General features: G+C 75.1%; 15 protein-coding genes. 7 read left to right on the top strand and 8 right to left on the bottom strand.

What is annotated here, in order from left to right; all coding sequences use genetic code 11:
• Together ABD254_RS02185 and ABD254_RS02180 are read right to left on the bottom strand one after the other, a co-directional pair.
• A partial coding sequence (locus ABD254_RS02185) for a methyltransferase (protein WP_344245178.1) occupies window positions 1-957 on the bottom strand: 957 nt, incomplete at its 3' end.
• Between the two features lie 29 nt (window positions 958-986).
• A complete protein-coding gene (locus tag ABD254_RS02180; RefSeq protein ID WP_344245176.1) occupies window positions 987-1,613 on the bottom strand; it encodes a TetR/AcrR family transcriptional regulator in 627 nt (208 codons plus the stop codon).
• Window positions 1,614-1,682: 69 nt separating this feature from the next.
• Here ABD254_RS02180 and ABD254_RS02175 point away from each other — a divergent pair, with 69 nt between their 5' ends.
• Window positions 1,683-2,090, top strand: coding sequence for a RidA family protein (locus ABD254_RS02175; RefSeq protein WP_344245174.1), 408 nt, complete (start codon window positions 1,683-1,685; stop codon window positions 2,088-2,090).
• A gap of 29 nt (window positions 2,091-2,119) precedes the next feature.
• Window positions 2,120-2,476, top strand: a complete 357-nt coding sequence (locus ABD254_RS02170) for an Rdx family protein (RefSeq protein ID WP_344245172.1) — start codon at window positions 2,120-2,122, stop codon at window positions 2,474-2,476.
• An 18-nt stretch (window positions 2,477-2,494) separates the two neighbouring features.
• Here ABD254_RS02170 and ABD254_RS02165 read toward each other — a convergent pair whose 3' ends face one another.
• A complete protein-coding gene (locus ABD254_RS02165) occupies window positions 2,495-3,127 on the bottom strand; it encodes a TetR/AcrR family transcriptional regulator (RefSeq protein WP_344245170.1) in 633 nt (210 codons plus the stop codon).
• Between the two features lie 96 nt (window positions 3,128-3,223).
• Between ABD254_RS02165 and ABD254_RS02160 the strand changes: the two genes are divergently transcribed.
• Entirely contained in the window at window positions 3,224-3,988 is a 765-nt protein-coding gene (locus ABD254_RS02160) for a glucose 1-dehydrogenase (protein WP_344245168.1), read from the top strand.
• Window positions 3,989-4,009: 21 nt separating this feature from the next.
• On the opposite strand, the gene ABD254_RS02155 is transcribed toward ABD254_RS02160, so the two are convergent.
• A complete protein-coding gene (locus ABD254_RS02155) occupies window positions 4,010-4,420 on the bottom strand; it encodes a DUF5997 family protein (RefSeq protein ID WP_344245166.1) in 411 nt (136 codons plus the stop codon).
• 53 nt (window positions 4,421-4,473) lie between these two features.
• Between ABD254_RS02155 and ABD254_RS02150 the strand changes: the two genes are divergently transcribed.
• On the top strand, window positions 4,474-5,358 hold the full coding sequence (locus ABD254_RS02150; RefSeq protein WP_344245164.1) for a LysR substrate-binding domain-containing protein: 885 nt from the start codon (window positions 4,474-4,476) through the stop codon (window positions 5,356-5,358).
• Window positions 5,359-5,362: 4 nt separating this feature from the next.
• Here ABD254_RS02150 and ABD254_RS02145 read toward each other — a convergent pair whose 3' ends face one another.
• The 4 genes from ABD254_RS02145 to ABD254_RS02130 all read right to left on the bottom strand — a co-directional run bounded on the left by ABD254_RS02145 (window position 5,363) and on the right by ABD254_RS02130 (window position 10,279).
• Entirely contained in the window at window positions 5,363-6,889 is a 1,527-nt protein-coding gene (locus ABD254_RS02145; protein ID WP_344245162.1) for an ATP-dependent DNA ligase, read from the bottom strand.
• A gap of 60 nt (window positions 6,890-6,949) precedes the next feature.
• Window positions 6,950-7,807, bottom strand: a complete 858-nt coding sequence (locus ABD254_RS02140; protein WP_344245160.1) for an aldo/keto reductase — start codon at window positions 7,805-7,807, stop codon at window positions 6,950-6,952.
• A 57-nt stretch (window positions 7,808-7,864) separates the two neighbouring features.
• Window positions 7,865-8,545, bottom strand: coding sequence for a peptide-methionine (S)-S-oxide reductase MsrA (gene msrA / locus ABD254_RS02135; protein ID WP_344245158.1), 681 nt, complete (start codon window positions 8,543-8,545; stop codon window positions 7,865-7,867).
• A gap of 174 nt (window positions 8,546-8,719) precedes the next feature.
• Window positions 8,720-10,279, bottom strand: a complete 1,560-nt coding sequence (locus ABD254_RS02130; RefSeq protein WP_344245156.1) for a Na+/H+ antiporter — start codon at window positions 10,277-10,279, stop codon at window positions 8,720-8,722.
• A 131-nt stretch (window positions 10,280-10,410) separates the two neighbouring features.
• Here ABD254_RS02130 and ABD254_RS02125 point away from each other — a divergent pair, with 131 nt between their 5' ends.
• The 3 genes from ABD254_RS02125 (at window position 10,411) to ilvA (ending at window position 13,629) form a co-directional block, all read left to right on the top strand.
• The gene (locus tag ABD254_RS02125) at window positions 10,411-11,025 is read left to right on the top strand and encodes a YdeI/OmpD-associated family protein (RefSeq protein WP_344245154.1); all 615 of its coding nucleotides are present in this window, start codon (window positions 10,411-10,413) and stop codon (window positions 11,023-11,025) included.
• A gap of 133 nt (window positions 11,026-11,158) precedes the next feature.
• On the top strand, window positions 11,159-12,406 hold the full coding sequence (locus ABD254_RS02120) for an AI-2E family transporter (protein WP_344245152.1): 1,248 nt from the start codon (window positions 11,159-11,161) through the stop codon (window positions 12,404-12,406).
• Window positions 12,406-13,629 (top strand): threonine ammonia-lyase, encoded by a 1,224-nt coding sequence (ilvA, locus tag ABD254_RS02115; protein WP_344245150.1) that lies wholly within the window; start codon window positions 12,406-12,408, stop codon window positions 13,627-13,629. Before ABD254_RS02120 ends, ilvA begins: the two co-directional genes overlap by 1 nt.
• Window positions 13,630-13,655 lie beyond the last annotated feature (26 nt).

Genomic DNA, 13,655 nt, shown 5'->3' with positions numbered 1-13,655 from the left:
CGAGCGGTCGGTGCCCACCACCCGGGCCGCGGGGTAGCGGTGCGCGAGCACCGTCGCCAGCAGGCCCGAGCCGCAGCCGAGGTCGACGGCGTCGCGCACGCGGTCGGTCGCGGGCCAGCGGCCGGCGGTCGTCAGCAGGAACCGGGTGCCGTGGTCCAGAGCGGTGCCCGCGAAGACCCCGCCGTGCGCGGCCACCGTGACGCCCTCCGGGCGGGTGCCGCCGGCCGAGGTGGCGGCGGCCAGCAGCTCGGCGTCCCGCAGGACGCCGCGCGCGGGGTAGCTCGGGCGGGCGCCGCGGGCCTCCGGGCGGATCCCCGAGGCCACCAGGACCCGCGACTTGCGGCGCGCCAGCGTGGCGCGCACGTCGGTGAACGACGCCGCCAGCACGTCGTTCATGGTGCGGGTCATGTGCTTGACGCGCCCGCCCGCGAGCACGGTGACGTCGGGCGCCGCATACCGGGCGACGGCCTCCGCGATCTCCGTGAGCTCCGCCAGCGACGGCGGGAGCTGCAGCAGCACGAGGCGGGCGCCGTCCAGCAGGTGACGACCCTCCTCGTGGAGGTCCGCGCCGCGCAGGTGGAGCTCGCCGCGGTCGCCCCGGACGAGGTCCATGACCTCCTGGGCGAGGTGGTGCTCGAGCGCGGCCTCCGCGGTGACCTCGTCGGTGAAGGTGCGCACGCCGGCCGGGCCGAGCGTCAGTGCGCCCAGCGTGAGCGCGCCGAACCGGTCGCCGAGGACGACGACGTCGTCCGGGCCCGCCGTCGCCAGGAGCGGGGCCGCCTCGTCGAGGAGCAGGTGGTCCGTGGCGTCGACGGCCACGGGCCCGTCCTCGCGCGAGCCGTCCTCGGGCCAGGGGACGAGCGCGTCCAGGACGGCCGCGAGGCGCCCGCCGGGCTCGGCCGGGCCTGCTGGTGGGGGGGCGGGAGTCTCGGGGTCACGCTCGGGGGTGTGGTGCACCCGACCAGTCTCCCCGACGTCCGCTCCGGTCACGCGCGCGCGGTCATCCCGCGTTCCCAGCCGCTGCGCACGGAGGCGCCTGCGAGCCCGGCGTCGTCGCCGGCGGCCTGGTAGAGGCACGCGAGCCCCGAGGTCACGACCGGCTCGACCTGTTCGAACGGCATGACGCCGGTGGCCAGGAGCATGCAGGCGCCGTGACCCAGCATCCACAGCTGGTGGGCAAGTCCGAGCGGGTCGACGTCGGCATCGAACCGTCCCCCCGCGACGGCGCGGCGCACGGCGCTGACGAGGTGCTCAAGGGTGGCGTTCGCGGCCCCCGAGTCCGGAAGCGGGAGCGACCCGTCGAACATGAGCGTGTACAGCTCGGGGCTCAGCCTCGCGGACGCCGCGTACGCCCCCCCGGCGGCGGCCGCGTCGCCGACCGGATCGTCGGTCGCGGGGATCGCGGCGAGGCGCCCGGCGAGGCGGCTGAACCCCTCCTGACGGACGGCGCCGAGGAGCCCCGGCATCCCGTCGAAGTGGGTGTAGACCGCCATGGTCGACACCCCGGTGCCGGCGACGACGCCGCGCAGGGTGACCGGCTCGCGCCGGGCGAGCAGGCCGGCCGCGCGCTCGATCAGCAGCTGGCGGACCTCGGGACGGGCTGGGCGGACCACTTGCGCATTCTATAGCAGTGCTATGGAATGGGCGTCGCCGAGGAACGCCGTCGATCGAGGGAGCCCGCCATGCCGGTCCAGCTGCTCAACCCGCCCGCCCTGCCGCAACCCGACGTGTACGCCCAGGTCTCCGTCGCCGAGGGGACGCGGCTCGTGTTCGTCTCGGGCCAGGTGGCGCGCGACGCCGACGGCAGCCCCGTGGGGCCGGGCGACCTCGCGGCCCAGGCGGAGCAGGCGTACGCCAACGTGCACGCGGCGGTCACGGCCGCGGGCGGGTCGTTCGCCGACATCGCCAAGCTGACGGTCTACGTCGTCGACTGGGAGCCGGCCAAGATGGCCCAGCTCGGTGCGGGCGCCGTCCGGGCGGCCGAACGGCTCGGGTTCGACCTCGTCCGCCCGATCACGCTGCTCGGGGTCGCGGCACTCGGGGAGCCCGACCTGCTGATCGAGGTCGAGGCGGTGGCGGTCCTGCCCTGACGTCGGTCGTGCGATCTACTCTGGGCCGCATGAGCGAAGCCGCCCCCGCGCCCGACCTTCTGCCGTCGACGGCCCGGGTGGCGATCACCTACTGCACGCAGTGCCGCTGGCTGATGCGCGCGGCGTGGGTGGCGCAGGAGCTGCTGCAGACGTTCCGCACGCGGCTCGGCGAGGTCGCGCTCGTGCCGGGCTCCGGCGGGGTGTTCCGCGTCGAGCTCGACACGGGCGACGGGCGGGACGTCGTGACGCTGTGGGACCGGGCCGCCGACGGCGGGTTCCCCGAGATCCCGCCGCTCAAGAAGGCGATCCGCGACGCCGTCGCGCCGGACCTGTCGCTGGGGCACTCCGAGGGCGCGGCCGCTCGCGCGCGCGACGCCTCGTCGTAGCTCTCGCTCGGGCGGTGCTCACGCCCCGGGCGGCGCGAGCCCGGCGGTGAGCCGCGCCATGGCGTCGGCCACGAGGTCGGACGGCGACCCCGGGCCCGTCGTGGCGTCGACGGGGCCCGCCGCCCAGGCCTCGACGGCCACGCGGTTCGCGGTGGCTGCGGCGGCAGCCCACAGCCGGGCGTCCAGCTCGTCGTGGCCGTCGATCCCGTGCGCCAACCGGGCGCGCAGCACCGGGACGAGGCGATGCTCGAAGTCGAGGACGATGCGGTGCCAGATGGCGCGCAGCCCGGCGTCGGCGTCCGCGGCCCGCAGCAGCCCCCGCGTCCACGTCATGTTCTCCGCGATCGTGGGATCCGGTGGCGTGAGCGAGTCGACGGCCGCGGCTGTCAGCGCCTCGCGCAGCGGCCTGTCTGCGGGGAGGTCGGTGAGCAGCGCCAGCCACCGCTCGCCGCCGGCCGCCATCATCGGCGCGACGGCCTCCTCCTTGGTGCGGAAGTACCGGTAGAAGGTGCGCAGGGAGACGCCCGACCCCGCGGCGATCTCCTCGGCCGTGACCGCGGCCGGCCCGCGCTCGGCGAAGAGGTGCGCCGCCGTCCGGGCGATCTCCGTGCGCGTGGCCGCCTTGCGGCGCTCGGTGAGCGAGTCGGTCATGCCCTCAGCGTAAGCCGGCGGTGCCACTATGACACGGTGTGCCGCAGAGGCGTAGCGTGTCATCTGCAGGGGTTCACGAGTGCAGAAGGAGAAGTCATGGGACAGCTCGACGGCAGGACCGTCATCATCACCGGCGGGGCACGCGGACTGGGAGCCGAGGCGGCGCGCCAGGTGGTCGCCGCCGGCGGCAACGCCGTCTTCACCGACGTGCTCGAGGAGGCCGGGCGCGCCACCGCCGCCGAGCTCGGGGAGCGCGCGCTCTTCGTGCCTCACGACGTCACGTCGGCCGAGGGCTGGGCCGACGTCGTGCGGGCCGCCACCGAACGCTTCGGTGGCGTGGACGGCCTGGTCAACAACGCCGGGGTCTCCACGGGTGCGCCCATCATGGACGAGCCCGTCGACCACTTCCGTCAGGTGCTCGAGATCAACCTCACCGGGGTGTTCCTGGGCATGCAGGCGGTGGTGCCCGCGATGCGCGAGCGCGGTCGGGGGTCGATCGTGAACATCTCGTCCGCGGCGGGCCTCATGGGCCTCGCGCTCACGGCCGGCTACGGCGCGTCGAAGTGGGGCGTGCGCGGCCTGACCAAGGTCGCCGCCGTGGAGCTCGGCACCGAGAGGATCCGCGTGAACTCGGTGCACCCGGGCATGACGTACACGCCGATGACGGCGGAGGTCGGCATCCAGCGCGGGGAAGGCAACTACCCGAACACGCCCATGGGCCGGGTCGGCGAGGCGCCCGAGATCGCGGGCGCCGTCGTCTTCCTGCTCTCTGACGCCGCGTCGTACATGACCGGCGCCGAGCTCGCGGTCGACGGCGGCTGGACCGCCGGGCCGACCGTCAAGTACGTCATGGGGCAGTAGCCCGGGCGTGGGCCGGAGGGCTCAGCGCTTCGTCCGGCGGGCCTCGCGCTGGGTCTTCTCGGCGGCCTTGGCCGCGACGCGGTCGTCCTCCTCGCGCACCGTGGCGGCCGTGGCGCGCTCGTCGACCAGCCACTGCGGCGGGTCCTGGCGCAGCTCGTCGATCTCCTCGGTGGTGAGCGGATCGGTGATCCCGCCACGGGCGAGCCCCGCGATCGAGATGCCGAGCCGGCCCGCGACGACGGGCCGCGGATGGGGGCCGTTGCGACGCAGGTCGGCGAGCCACTGCGGCGGGTTCTTCTCGAGCTCCTCGAGCTCGGCGCGGGTGACGCCGCGCTCCTGGAAGTCCGGCGGGGTGGCGGGCAGGTACACCCCGAGCTTCTTCGCCGCGTTCGTCGGCTTGAGGACCTGCTGGGAGAAGGGGGTTCCGGCCATGGGGACCAGGGTAGTCGGGGCCGGGCGCGCACGACGCCCCGTAGCCTGGTCCGGTGAGCGACGACACCGTGGACGGCTTTGACGGCGCAGCCGGCGCGACGGCGTTCCGCCTCGCGTACGTGCCCGGCGCGACCCCCGGCAGGTGGGCGCGCACGTGGCGCGACCGGCTGCCCGACGTCCCGCTCGAGCTCGTCCAGGTGGACGCCGCCGACGCCGCGGACGCCCTCGCCGAGAGGCGCGCCGACGCAGCCCTCCTGCGCCTGCCCGTCGACCCCGACGTGCTGCACGCCATCCGGCTGTACTCCGAGCTGCCGGTCGTCGTCGTGTCGCGCGACCACCTCCTCGCCGCGACCACTGAGGAGGAGGCCGTGACGGCCGACGACCTCGCCGACGACGTCGTGTGGCTGCCCCGCGACGACGTGCTGTACGCGGACGGTGGCGCGGTGCCCGGACTGGCCCCGACGACGCCCGACCCGGACGCGACCGAGGACCTGCTGCCGGCGACCGCCGCGGACGCGATCGCCCTCGTCGCGACCGGCGTGGGCGTCACCGTCGTGCCGATGTCGCTGGCGCGGCTGCACCATCGCAAGGACGTGACGTACCGCGTGCTCGACGGCGGGCCCGAGGCTCCCGTCGGGCTGTCCTGGCTGGTGGACGGCCTGCCCGACGACGTCGGCGAGCTCGTCGAGGAGATGGTCGGGATCGTGCGCGGGCGGACCGCCAACAGCTCTCGGGGTCGCGCGGGGCGCGCCGGCGCCGACGAAGCGCCTCCGGCGGCGCCACGCGCGCAGCAGCAGCGCGAGGCGCGCGGAGGTCAGGCGCGCGGGGGCCAGGGCGGCCGGGCGTCGTCGGGCCGAGGCTCCGGGCGCGGGCGCACACCGGGCGGGCGGCCGGGCAAGCGGTCCGGTGGGAAGCCCGACCGGCGCGGCCGCCGCTGAGGGGTCAGCCGCCCGCCGCGAGGGCGCGGACCGTGGCCAGGGTGTCCGCCTCGTCGGCCGTCTTGTCGTCGCGATAGCGCAGCACGCGGGCGAAGCGCAGGGCCATGCCGCCGGGGTAGCGCGTGGACCGCTGGACGCCGTCGAACGCGATCTCCACGACCTGCTCGGGCCGCACGTGCACGACGTGCCCCTCGCGGCCGGTCTCGAGGGCGAGGAACCGCTCGGTCTGCCACGCGAGCATCTCGTCCGTCATCCCCTTGAACGTCTTGCCGAGCATCGTGAACCCGCCGTCCGGGTCGCGCGCCCCGAGCCAGATGTTCGACAGCCGGCCCTGGCGCCGGCCGGACCCCCACTCGACGGCGAGCACCACCAGGTCGAGCGTGTGCCGCGGCTTGACCTTCACCCACGCCGCGCCGCGCCGTCCGGCCTCGTAGGGGGCGTCGAGGGCCTTGACGACCAGCCCCTCCTGGCCCGCGGCCACGGCGTCGGCGAAGAAGGCCGCCACCTCGTCGGGGTCGGAGGACATCAGCCGCGGCACCGTCGCCCCCGCGGGCAGCACGCCGTCCAGCACCTCGAGCCGCTCGGCCGCCGGCGCGTCGATCAGGTCCGTGCCGTCGTGGTGCAGCACGTCGAAGAACCGCACCGTCAGCGGCAGGGTGCCGCCGACGTCGGCATCCAGGGAGCCGGTACGGGCCGCCGTGTCCTGGAACGGCCGGGGACGGCCGGCGTCGTCGAGCAGCAGCGCCTCGCCGTCGAGCACCACCGTGCGCACGTCGAGCGACCGCGCGAGCGCGACGACCTCGGGCAGGCGCTCGGTGATGTCGTCCAGCGATCGCGTGAAGACGGCGACGTCGTCGCCGTCGCGGTGCACCTGCACCCGGATCCCGTCGAGCTTGGTGTCGGCGGCGACGGCGGCGCCCGCGAACCGCTCCATCGCCGTCGCGACGTCCGGCGCCGACGACGCGAGCATCGGCCGCACCGGACGGCCGGGCACAAGCCGGAACGACTCCAGCGCTGGCGCCCCGCCCGTGAGCGCGGCCCGGGCGATGGGACCGGACAGCGCGCTGAACATCGCGGCCCGCCGGACGACGGCGAGGGGGACGTCGGCCGCGGCGGCGGTGGCGTCGAGCAGCAGCGAGTCCAGCGCGCCCTGGCGCAGCTCGCCGAGGACGAGGCGGCGGACGAAGTCCTGCTCCTCGGCCGTGGCGCGGGAGAAGAGCTCGCCCACCGCGGCCGCGCGGGCGGCCTGGGAGCCCGAGCCCGAGAACGCGGCGAACCGCGCAAGGGCGGCGTCGACGTCGGTGGGGGTCAGCGACGGCTCGGCGGCCGGCTCGGGGAGCGACCCGAGCGTGCGCCAGCCCAGGCCGGTGCGCCGCTGCCGCGGCCGCCCCGACAGGAAGGCCGCGACGACCTCGACCTCGTCGCCGGGCTCCGCCGCGCGCAGCGCGCCCGCGAGCAGCTCACGCTTGCGCAGCCGCGAGCGCGTCGCGGCGACGGCGGCGTGCGTGGTGACCAGCTCGGCGAGCAGCACGGGTCGATCGTGCCAGCGCCCACCGACACCCGCAGCCTCGTGGTGCGGTCCGCCCCCGCGTCAGAGCTCCTCGTAGACCGCCGGGTCCTGGTCGTTGGTGCGGCCGTCGGGGCGGCCGAGCGCGGTGATGCGGGCCATCTCGTCGTCGGTGAGCGCGAACGAGAACAGGTCGAGGTTGTCCGCCTGCCGCTCGGGGGCAGACGCCTTGGGGATGGGCACGACGCCGAGCTGGACGTGCCAGCGCAGGATCGCCCGGGCGGGGGACACGCCGTGCGCGGCGGCGACCTCGGCGATCACCGGCTCGGCCAGCATCGCGTTGGCGCGGCCGATGGGGCTCCACGCCTCGGTGACGATGCCGCGCTCGGCGTCGGCGGCGCGCTGGGCGGCCTGCGGGAAGTACGGGTGCAGCTCGACCTGGTTGACGACCGGCGTCACGCCGGTGGCCTCGATGACGGCGTCCAGGTGCTCGGGCAGGAAGTTGGACACTCCGACGTGCCGGATCAGCCCGCGCTCGCGGCAGTCCACGAGCGCCCGGTACGCCTCGACGAACTTCCCGATCCGCGGGTTGGGCCAGTGGATGAGGTACAGGTCGAGGTGGTCCAGGCCGCTGCGGTACACGGACTCCTCGACAGCGGCCACGGCGTCGTCGTAGGCCTGGCGCCGGCCCGGGAGCTTCGACGTGATCAGCAGCTCCTCCCGCGGGACGGACGAGGCGCGCACGGCGCGGCCCACCGTGCCCTCGTTCTCGTAGCTGAACGCGGAGTCGATCAGGCGGTAGCCGGTGTCGATCGCCCGCGAGATCACGTCGACCCCGGCGGCGCCCTTGAGCTTGTACGTGCCGAAGCCGACCGCCGGGATCGCCGTGCCGTCGGCGGCCGTGAGGGTGGGGACGTCGGGGGTGGCGCTCTGCTCGCTCATGCCCCCATTCCACACCCGGGACGGCGGCGTCGACCTCGTCATCGCGCGGTCCCTCGGTCAGGCGGCGTCGGGGTAGGGGACGCCCGTCGTCGCGTGGCACCGGTAGCCGTGCGGGTTCTTCGCGTCGGACAGGTACTGCTGGTGGTAGTCCTCGGCGTAGAAGAACGGGCCGGCCTCGGCGGCCGGCTTCAGCTCGGTGGTGATCGGGTCGTAGCCCTTCGTGGCCAGGACCTCGCCGTAGCGCTCCGCGGTCTCGCGGACCGCGGCCTCCTGCTCCGGCGTCGTCCAGTAGACGGCCGACCGGTACTGGGTGCCGACGTCGTTGCCCTGCCGGAAACCCTGCGTCGGGTCGTGCCGCTCCCAGAAGATCTTGAGCAGCTCGCCCTCGGAGACGGTCGCCGGGTCGTACGCGACGAGCGTCGTCTCCGTATGCCCGGTGCGCGCGGAGCACACCTCCTCGTACGTCGGGTTGGGCGTCGTGCCGCCCATGTAGCCCACCGCCGTGCCCACGACGCCGGGCACCTGCCAGTAGATCTCCTCCGCGCCCCAGAAACAGCCCATCGCCAGGTAGAGCACCCGCGTGCCCTCGGGCCACGGTCCCGCGATCGACGTGCCGAGCACGGTGTGCGGGCGCGGCGCCGGCAGCACGGGCGCCTCGCGGCCCGGCAGGGCGTCGTCGGGCGCCACCATCGTCGTCTTGCCGGAGCGGCCCAGCAGCTGGTCGAAGATCGAGTTCATCGCATTACCTCCTTGGCGGGCGCCCGTCGGCGTCCAGTCTCCGCAACCATGGTGGGCGCGGGTGTGTTCCGGGTGCCCAGCAGCCGCTCTTCCACCATGTCATGCCGGACGAAAGTCCCGCAGGCTTCGTCCGCGAGGACATGGTGGAAGGGGAGGTGGCGGGGGAGCGGGTAGTCAGTCGAGGTCGCGGACGGCGCGGGCCTCGACGTCGGCGAGCACCTCGTCGGCGACGTGCGCGCTGACGTCCCCGTCGTTGCGGGCCCGCACGACGACGTCGCGCTCGACGACGACGGCGGCGCGCAGCAGGTCGTCCACTTGCGTGCCGAACTGGTCGCCCTCGTCCTGCCCGGCGGCGCGCGCGTCGGACAGGGCGAGCTGCGCGGTGAGGTACCCCTCGTACTGCAGGGCGACGGCCTCGCGCACCGGGCCGGGCACGTCCGCGCGCTCCCGGACGGCGGCGAGCGCGGCCCGGGTCGCGCGCTCGCGGAGCGCGGCGATCTCGGCCCCCTCGTCGGCCTGCGTCCCGACCCGCAGCCACCGCACGAGCGGGGCGAGGGTCACGCCCTGCAGCACGAGCGTCGCCAGGACGGTGACGAGGCCCACGAACACCACGACGTCCCGCTCGGGGAACGCGTCGCCGGAGGACACGAGCGCGGGCAGCGCCAGCGCCGACGCGACGGACACCACCCCGCGCATCCCCGCCCAGGACACGACGGCGGTCTCCCGGCGCGTGAAGCGCTGCTCCGGCCGCACGCGGGGCCCGCGTCCCACGAGCCAGGTGGCGGGGAACATCCACACGAAGCGCAGCACGACCAGCAGCGCGACGACGCCGAGGGCGAGGGGCAGCGCCGACCTGGCCACGGGGCTGGTCTCGAGCACGGCGGTGAGCTCGAACCCGATGAGCACGAAGACGACGGCGGTGAGGAGGTAGTCCGCGTACTCCCACACGGCGCGCCCCAGCAGCCAGCCGCCCGACGTCACGGACGTGTGGCTCACGCGGCGCAGCAGCAGCCCGAGCGTGAGCACCGCGAGCACGCCGGAGCCGTGCGCCTCTTCGGCCAGCAGGTAGGCCGCGAACGGCAGCGCGATGGTGATCGTGGTCTCGGCAGCGGCGACGTGGACGCGCCCCAGGACGAGGTGCCCCAGCCAGCCGCCGACCACGCCCACGAGGACGCCGACGACGACGGCGAGCACCAGGTCGAGCCCGACGGTCCCCGCGGTGACCTCGCCGGTCACGACCGCCGCGACGGCGACGTGGTAGAGCACGAGAGCGGTCGCGTCGTTGAACATGCCCTCGCCCTCGAGCACCGTCACGACGCGCCCCGGCAGGCGCAGCCGACGAGCCACCGCCGTCGCAGCCACCGGGTCCGGCGGCGCGACGATCGCGCCGAGCACCCACGCCGGACCCCACGGGACGCCGGCCGCGTGCGCGACGACGGCGACCGCGGCGGCAGAAGCGATCGTCAGGCCGACGGCGAGCAACAGGATGGGCCGGGCCTGGTCGCCGAACTCGCGCGCGGTCGCCCGCTGCGTGGCGGCGAACAGCAGCGGCGGCAGCACCAGCGGCAGGATGAGGTCCGGGTCCACGCTCAGGTGCGGCGTGCCCGGCACGAGGGGGAGCACCAGCCCGAACACGGTCAGCAGGACCGGCAGCGGCACGCGCACCCGGTCGGCGAGCGGGGTCAGCACGACGATCCCGACGATCACCGTGCCCCACAACGCGACCGTCGACATGCCGAACAGTGTGGCGCGGGCGCCGCCGCGGCGCGCGGGGACCCCGCGCCAGGCCTCGCCGGATCGCGCCGGACCGCGCCGGACGCACGCCGGACCTCGCGCCGGGAGGCGGACGGCGCTACCGTCCCGGGATGACGGACGAACGGCCCGCGACTCCACCGGGCCTGCCCGACCAGCTCGTGCTGCCCGACCCGGCGGCGTGGCGCGCCTGGCTCGACGAGCACGAGGACTCCTGCCCGGACGGCGCCTGGCTCGTGCTCGCCAAGAAGGGGCGCCCGGCCCCGACGACGCTGGTGCACGCGACCGCCCTGGAGGAGGCGCTGTGCAGCGGCTGGATCGACGCGCAGATGCGCAGCCTCGGCGCAGACACGATGCTGCAGCGGTTCTGCCCCAGGCGGCCGCGCAGCCGGTGGTCGGTGCGCAACCAGGAGATCGTGGCGCGGCTGTCCGCGGAGGGCCGGATGCGGCCGCGCGGGCAGGCGGAGATCGACGCCGCGAAAGCCGACGGGCGGTGGGAGGCCGCGTACCTCGGCCCCGCGCGCGCCGAGGTGCCGCCGGACCTGGCGGCGGCGCTCGCGGCCAGCCCGGGGGCGGCCGCGCTGTTCGACGTCCTCACGTCCCAGAACCGGTACGCGATCCTGCACCGCCTCGGCGCGCTCAAGACGGCCGAGGCCCGCGAGCGCAACGTCGCGAAGTACGTCGCGATGCTCGAGCGGGGCGAGACCCCCTACCCGCAGCGGCGCTGACCCGCGGTCGTCGGAGCCGGAGCCGGACCGGGTCCGGACCGGTCCGGGTGGGACCGGGCCGGACCGGGTGGAACCGGGCGTCGCCGGGCGCGCCGTCGGGCGACGGCCCGACCCGCGACCTAGGGTGTGCCACGTGAGTGCACCGACCCCCGCCAGGGGCGCCGACGGCGTCCCGACGAGCGTCCGCGTGGCCGCGTCGTGGTCGTGGCGGCTGCTGCTGATCGCGGCGGCGGTCGCCGGCTGCCTGTGGCTCCTCGCCGCGCTGAAGACGATCGTCGTGCCCGTGGCCATCGCGCTGCTGCTGACGATCCTGCTCGCGCCCGCCCGCCGGACGCTGCAGCGCTGGCACCTGAGCAAGGGCCTCGCGACGGCGGTGTCGGTCGTCGGGCTGATCGTGCTGGTCAGCGGGCTGGTGACGCTCGCGGGCACGTCCATCGTCGCCGGCTTCCAGGACCTGGCCGACCAGGCGGTCGCCGGGTTCGAGCAGTTCACGACGTGGCTCGCCGAGGGGCCGCTCGGCCTCGACGCCGCCCAGCTCTCGCAGTTCGCCGACCAGATCCAGGGCTCCGTCGTGGAGAGCTCGGGGCTCGTCACGGGTGCGCTCGGCGCCGCCACGACGATCGGGCACGTGCTCGTCGGCGCCCTCATCGCGCTGTTCTGCACGATCTTCTTCCTGCTCGACGGGCGCACGATCTGGACCTGGCTGGTCAACCTGCTGCCGGTGGCGGCGCGCGAGCCCGTGCACCAGGCCGGACGCCGCGGCCTGGTGACTCTCTCCGCGTACGTGCGCACCCAGATTCTCGTGGCGTTCGTCGACGCGGTCGGCATCGGCGTCGGGTCGGCGTTCTTCGTGCCGGCCCTCGCCCTGCCGATCGGCATCCTGGTCTTCATCGGGTCGTTCGTCCCGATCATCGGCGCGATCGTCACCGGCGCCGTCGCCGTCGCCGTCGTCCTGGTCGCGAACGGCTGGGTGGCGGCGCTGATCATGCTCGGCATCGTGCTGCTGGTGCAGCAGGCCGAGAGCCACATCCTGCAGCCGTTCCTCATGGGCCATGCCGTGTCGCTGCACCCCGTCGCGGTGGTGCTCGTGGTCGCGGCGGGCAGCCTCGCCGCCGGCATCATCGGTGCGCTGTTCGCCGTGCCGCTCGCCGCCGTGCTCAACACGATCCTGTTGTACTTCCACGGGCACGACAAGTTCCCCGAGCTCGGCACGGAGGACCACCTGCCGTTGCTGCGCAAGCGGTCCCAGCTGCCCGGTACCCTGCTCTGGTCGGGACGGGGGTCGTCGCAGGACGACACGCAGGACGACCAGACCGGCGCCACCGACGCCGCCCCTGCCTCGCCCGCCTCCGACGCGGGCCAGGCAGGAGAGCACAGGTAGTGACCCACCCCGAGATCGACCGCGTCACCCTCGAGGACGTCCGCGCGGCCGCGCGGCTGCTCGACGGCGTCGTCACCCGCACGCCGGTGCAGCCGTTCCGCGCGATGACGGAGGTCGCGGGCGCGCCCGTCGTCCTCAAGTGCGAGAACCTGCAGCGGGCCGGGTCGTTCAAGATCCGTGGCGCCTACACGCGCCTGTCCCGGATGTCCGACGACGAGAAGGCGCGCGGCGTCGTCGCCGCCAGCGCCGGCAACCACGCGCAGGGCGTGGCCCTCGCCGCGCAGATGCTCGGCATCGACGCCGTCGTCTACATGCCGGTGGACGCGTCCGTGCCCAAGCTGATCGCCACCCGCGGGTACGGCGCCGAGGTGCGGCAGATCGGCACCAGCGTCGACGAGGCGCTGGTCGCCGCGCGGGCCGAGGCGGCGCGCTCCGGGCGCACGCTCATCCACCCGTTCGACCACCTCGACGTCGTCACCGGTCAGGGCACGGTCGCCCTGGAGATCCTCGAGCAGGTGCCCGACGTCGGCACGGTCGTCGTGCCCCTCGGCGGAGGCGGGCTGGTGGCCGGCATCGCGACCGTGCTGGCGGAGGCGGCGCCGCACGTGCGCGTCGTCGGCGTCCAGGCGGAGACCGCCGCCGCCTACCCGGCGTCGCTCGCGGCCGGCCGGCCGGTCCCCGGCACGCTCGGCACGACCATGGCCGACGGCATCGCCATCGGCACGCCCGGCGACGTGCCCTTCGAGGTCCTGGCGCGGCTCGGCGTCGAGGTGCGCACCGTTTCCGAGGAGGAGATGTCGCGCGCGCTGCTGCTCGTTGCGGAGCGGGGCAAGCAGATCGTCGAGCCCTCCGGCGCCGCGGGCGTCGCCGCCGTGCTGGCCGCCGCGCCGGGGTCGCTGCCCGGGGTGATCGTGCCCGTGCTCACGGGCGGCAACGTCGACCCGTTGCTGCTGGTGCGCGTCGTGCAGCACGGCCTCGTCGCGGCCGGCCGCTACCTGCAGCTGCGCGTGTGCATCGACGACCGGCCCGGCTCCCTCGCGGCGCTGCTCGACGCCATCGCCGCCGCCGGAGCGAACATCGTGCAGGTGGAGCACACCCGCACCGACACGTCGCTGACCGTGTCCCAGGTGCTCGTCAACGTGCAGCTCGAGACCAAGGGCCACGAGCACTGCACGGCCGTGGTCGAGAAGCTCCGGGCCGCCGGGTTCGACGTCTCCGCCTGACCTCCCGAAAGTCGTTCGAGGACGAG

Origin of the sequence: Isoptericola hypogeus (genome assembly GCF_039531145.1) — a bacterium.
GTDB lineage: Bacteria > Actinomycetota > Actinomycetes > Actinomycetales > Cellulomonadaceae > Isoptericola > Isoptericola hypogeus.
This window is presented reverse-complemented; position numbering and strand designations above follow the sequence as displayed.

Coding starts and splice junctions, on each gene's coding strand:
- ABD254_RS02175 (WP_344245174.1), top strand. CDS start 1,683: ATGCCGGTCCAGCTGCTCAACCCGCCCGCCCTGCCGCAACCCGACGTG.
- msrA (WP_344245158.1), bottom strand. CDS start 8,545: ATGAACTCGATCTTCGACCAGCTGCTGGGCCGCTCCGGCAAGACGACG.
- ABD254_RS02130 (WP_344245156.1), bottom strand. CDS start 10,279: ATGTCGACGGTCGCGTTGTGGGGCACGGTGATCGTCGGGATCGTCGTG.
- ABD254_RS02170 (WP_344245172.1), top strand. CDS start 2,120: ATGAGCGAAGCCGCCCCCGCGCCCGACCTTCTGCCGTCGACGGCCCGG.
- ABD254_RS02165 (WP_344245170.1), bottom strand. CDS start 3,127: ATGACCGACTCGCTCACCGAGCGCCGCAAGGCGGCCACGCGCACGGAG.
- ABD254_RS02125 (WP_344245154.1), top strand. CDS start 10,411: ATGACGGACGAACGGCCCGCGACTCCACCGGGCCTGCCCGACCAGCTC.
- ABD254_RS02155 (WP_344245166.1), bottom strand. CDS start 4,420: ATGGCCGGAACCCCCTTCTCCCAGCAGGTCCTCAAGCCGACGAACGCG.
- ABD254_RS02140 (WP_344245160.1), bottom strand. CDS start 7,807: ATGAGCGAGCAGAGCGCCACCCCCGACGTCCCCACCCTCACGGCCGCC.
- ABD254_RS02160 (WP_344245168.1), top strand. CDS start 3,224: ATGGGACAGCTCGACGGCAGGACCGTCATCATCACCGGCGGGGCACGC.